This is a genomic window from Streptomyces sp. NPDC049585 (assembly GCF_040675615.1).
In the GTDB taxonomy this organism is placed as follows: Bacteria; Actinomycetota; Actinomycetes; order Streptomycetales; family Streptomycetaceae; genus Streptomyces; species Streptomyces luteosporeus.
Map to the genome: position 1 here is coordinate 1 of NZ_JBFAPE010000071.1, position 4,516 is coordinate 4,516.

General features: G+C 74.8%; 1 protein-coding gene. It reads right to left on the reverse strand.

The annotated features are described in order from the left end of the window. Window positions 1-4,510, reverse strand: a 4,510-nt coding sequence (locus AB0K17_RS30665; protein WP_365985009.1) for a type I polyketide synthase, incomplete at its 3' end; no start/stop codon positions are given. Window positions 4,511-4,516 lie beyond the last annotated feature (6 nt).

Sequence of the window (4,516 nt, forward strand, 5' to 3'; positions counted from 1 at the left end):
CCAACCCACCCCCCACCACACCCCACAAACCCTCCGGCGACACCACCCCACCCGGAAAACGACACCCCATACCCACAACCACCACCGGATCATCAGTCAATGAACCACCGGGCAGAGGAAGGGGTTCGGTTCCTGATTCCGAGGCGCGGGAATCTCCTGCCAGCGACTCCAGATATCCGGCGAGAGCACCCGGGGACGGATAGTCGAAGACGACGGTCGACGGCAAAGCCAACCCTGTCCTCGCCGACAGGCGGTTCCGCAGCTCCACGCCCATCAGCGAATCCAGACCCAGGTCCCGGAACGAGGTGCCCTCGTCGAAGTCGCTCCATCCGGAGACCTCGGTGACGGCGGAGGTGACGAGGTCGCGCACGGCTGTCGCGGGCATCGCGGCAGCGCCGGCAGCGCCGGCAGCGGGTCGGCGGGTGCCGGTCAGGGCGCGGAGGAGGGGCGGGGGCGCCGGCTCCGCGCGGCGTACGGCGGCCAGGTCGAGCGGGGTCGCCACGACGACGGGCTCGTCGGCGGTCCTGGCGGCGTCGAGGAGCCGCGGCCCGAGCCCGGTGCCGACGGGCAGCAGTCCGCCACGGGCGAAGCGCTCCCTGTCGTGCCGGGTCAGCCGGCCCGCCATGCCCTCGTCGTGCTCCCACAGCCCCCAGGCGAGCGAGCGGGCCGGCAGCCCGAGGGCGCTGCGGTGCTCGGCGAGGGCGTCCAGGAAGGCGTTGGCGGCAGCGTAGTTGGCCTGGCCGGGCGTGCCGGTGGTGCCGGAGACCGACGAGAAGAGCAGGAACTCCCGGACCGGCAGGTCGCGGGTGAGTTCGTGCAGGTGCCAGGCGGCGTCGGCCTTCGGCCGCAGGACGGTCCTCAGGTGCTCGGGGGTGAGCGAGGCGAGGGTCGCGTCCTGCAGGGTGCCGGCCGTGTGCACGACCGCGGTCAGGGGCCGGTCTCCGGGGATCGTGGCGAGCAGGGCGGCCAGGGCTTCCCTGTCGGCGGTGTCGCAGGCGACCGTCCGTACCTGTGCGCCGAGCCCGGTGAGTTCGGCGGCGAGTGCCGCGGCGCCCGGGGCGGAGGGGCCCCGCCGGCTCGCGAGGAGCAGGTGGCGCGCGCCGTGCCGCGTCACCAGGTGCCGGGCGGTCAGTGCGCCCAGCGCACCGGTTCCGCCGGTGATCAGGACGGTGCCCTCGGGATCGAGCTGCCGCGCCGTCTCCCCATCGGTGGCGGGGAGCGGGGTGCGCACCAGCCGGGGGGCGTACAGCCGGCCGTCCCGTACGGCCAGTTCGGGTTCCCCGCTGTCCAGGGCACCGGCCGGCAGGTCGGTGGGCGCGAACGGTTGTGCAGGGTCGGTGTCCAGGAGCAGGAACCTTCCCGGTTCCTCCGCCCGGGCGCTGCGGATCAGCCCCCACAGGGGGGCGTGGACGAGGTCGGGGCCGGGGTCCTGTGCCCGGACGCGGACCGCGCCGCGGGTCAGCACCACGAGGCGCGCGCCCGCGAAGCGCTCGCCGGCCACCCAGTGCCGTACGACGGCGAGGGCGCGCTGCGCCGCCTCATGGACGGCTTCGGGAAGGGTGGATTCGGCGTCGGGGGCCGGGAGGAAGGGGACGACGACCGTGTGCGGCGCCGGGCCGGACCCGGTGGCGAACCGTTCCTCCAGGGCGTCGAGATCGGGTACGGCCGGATCGCCCAGTACGCACCACTCGTCGTCGCCAGGCGTGCCGCGCGCGGCGTCGGGCGCGGGAAGGGGCTGCCAGTCGACGCGGAACAGTGCGTCCGCGACGGCCGCGTCCGCCGTCGCCGTGCCGGGCGCGGCCCGCAGCACGAGCGAGTCGACGGTGGCGACAGGCGTGCCGCTGCCGTCGGTGATCCGGATGCCGATCGTGTCGTCGCCCGACTGCGCGACGTGCACCCGTAGGGACGTCGGCGCGCCACGGCCGTGCAGCCGTACTCCACGCCAGGCGTACGGCAGGCGCAGGCGCCCGTCGGCGGCCGCGTCGAGCACGGTCAGGTGCAGGGCGGCGTCCAGCAGGGCGGGGTGCAGGGCGTACCCGTCGCCGGTGGTGCCCTGGGGGAGGTCGAGGGCGAGGTAGGTGTCGCTGCCGTGCCGCCATGCGGCGCGCAGGGCGCGGAAGGCCGGCCCGTACGCGTACCCGAGGTCGGCCAGCCGGTCGTAGGCGGCGTCCGTCGGGACGGGCACGGCGCCTCGCGGCGGCCAGGTGGCACAACCGGTCCGCTCGGCGGGCCCGGCCGGCTCTTCCTGCGGTACGAGGGTGCCGCTCGCGTGGTGCTGCCAGCCGTCCCCGGTGACGGCAGCCGGACGGGCGTGCACCGTCACCGGCCGGGCCCCGGTGGCGTCCGGGGCGCCGACGACGAGTTGCAGGTCGATCGCCGGACCGGCGGGCACGGGCAGGGGCTTGTGGAGCGTGAGCTCGCCGATGCCGGCGCAGCCGGCGGCCTCCGCCGCCCGGAGCAGGCAGGCGACGAAGGCCGTGCCGGGCAGGAGGACGTCGCCGCCGACGGTGTGATCGGCCAGCCAGGGGTGGGTGTCCCGGGAGAGCCGGCCGGTCAGCACGTACTCGTTGCGGTCGGCGAGGGCGACGACGGTCGGAAGCAGCTGTTCCGCCGCCGGGGTGCCGGGAGCGGCGGCGGGTGTCGCGTCGAGCCAGTACCGCTGCCCGGCGAACGGATAGGTCGGCAGCACGACATGGCGGCGCGCGCCGTGCGGCACCGACCAGTCGACGGTGACACCGCGGACGTGGGCCTCGGCGAGCCGGTGCAGGAAGTCCGCCGGGCCCGTGCCGTCGTCGTACGGGCCTGCGATCAGCACCGCACCGGGCGCGGGCCCGTCGACCGCCTCCGCGAGGGCCCGGGCGAGGGCGTCCGCCGGCGGTGGGCACGGGCTGATCTCGACGAACGCCCCGTGGCCGTTCTCGTGCACGGCGCGCACCACCGCGCCTGCGTCGCCGGGCTGATGGGGAGCGGGCAGCCAGTGGGCGGCGGAGGCGAGGTCCTGCACGGTGCACGGGTGGGGGCTGCGCTCGGAGTAGTACGCGATGTCGGCCGGCCGGAAGTCGAGGGTGGAGAGAGTCTCTTCGAGGTGCCGGTGCGCGGCCCCGGCCGGTCCGGCGAGGGCCCGGGCGCGTACGGCCCAGAGCAGGGCGGCGTCGTCGAGGGTGAGGACACCGGCGACGTGGGCGGCGGCGATCGCGCTCCGGTCGGTGCCGAGCACGGCGTCGGGGCGTACGCCGTGCTGCTCCCACAGACGCGCCAGGCCGACGGTGACGGCGAAGAGGAGGGCTTCCGCCGTCTCGGGGTCGGCACTGCCCGGGCCGTCCAGGACGTCGTGTCCGAGGTGGGGGTGCAGCGCGTCGGAACAGGCGCGTACGTGGGCCGCCAGGCCCGGGGTGCCGGCCAGCAGGTCCGCGGCCGCGGCGGGCGACCACGGTGCGGCGGCCCCGGGGAGGACGAACACCGTCCCGCCCCGCTCGACCGCGGTGCCGGACACGACACGCGGGTCGTGCCCGCCCGTGGCGAGCGCCTGCAGTCCCGGGAGGTGGTCACCGGCGTCGGGCAGGATCGCGGCTCGGTGCGCGAAGTGCGTACGGCCGACGGCCAGGGTGTGGGTGACGTCGGCGGGGTCGGGTGGGGTGGGCGTGGTGGTCAGGTGGTCGTGGAGGCTGCGGGCGAGGGTCTTCAGGGCGGTGGGGGTCTTGGCCGAGAGGACCAGGGGAAGCGGGGTGCCTGCACGGGGTGGTGGGGTGGGCTCGGGGGGTTCTTCGAGGATGACGTGGGCGTTGGTGCCGGAGATCCCGAAGGAGGAGACGCCTGCGCGCCGGGGCCGACCGGGCTCGACGGTCCACGGTCGCGCCTCGGTCAGGAGGGCAACCCCTGCGCCGTCCCAGTCGACTTCGGGCGTGGGCTCGGTGACATGAAGCGTGCGCGGCATCAGACCGTGCTGCATCGCCAGCACCATCTTCATCACGCCACCCACCCCTGCGGCGGCCTGCGCATGGCCGATGTTCGACTTCAGCGAGCCGAGCCACAGGGGACGCTCGGCCGGCCTTCCCTTGCCGTACGCCTCGATCAGCGCCCCCGCTTCGATCGGGTCGCCGAGGCGGGTGCCGGTGCCGTGGCCTTCGACCACGTCGATGTCGGCCGGGGTGAGCCCTGCGGCAGACAAAGCACTCGCGATGACGCGTTGTTGGGCGAGGCCGTTAGGGGCGGTCAGGCCATTGCTCGCACCGTCCTGATTCACCGCACTGCCACGAATCACAGCAAGCACCGGATGCCCCAAACGCCGGGCACGCGAGAGCCGCTCCACGACCAGCGCGCCCACACCCTCGGCCCACCCGGTGCCCGATGCATCAGCGGAGAAGGAACGACACCTGCCGTCAGGCGACAAACCCTGCTGCCGCGAAAATTCCACGAATGCGCCCGGCGTCGACATCACCGTCGCACCACACGCCAACGCCAACGCACACTCCCCCGACACCACCGACCGCACAGCCCAATGCAACGCCACCAACGA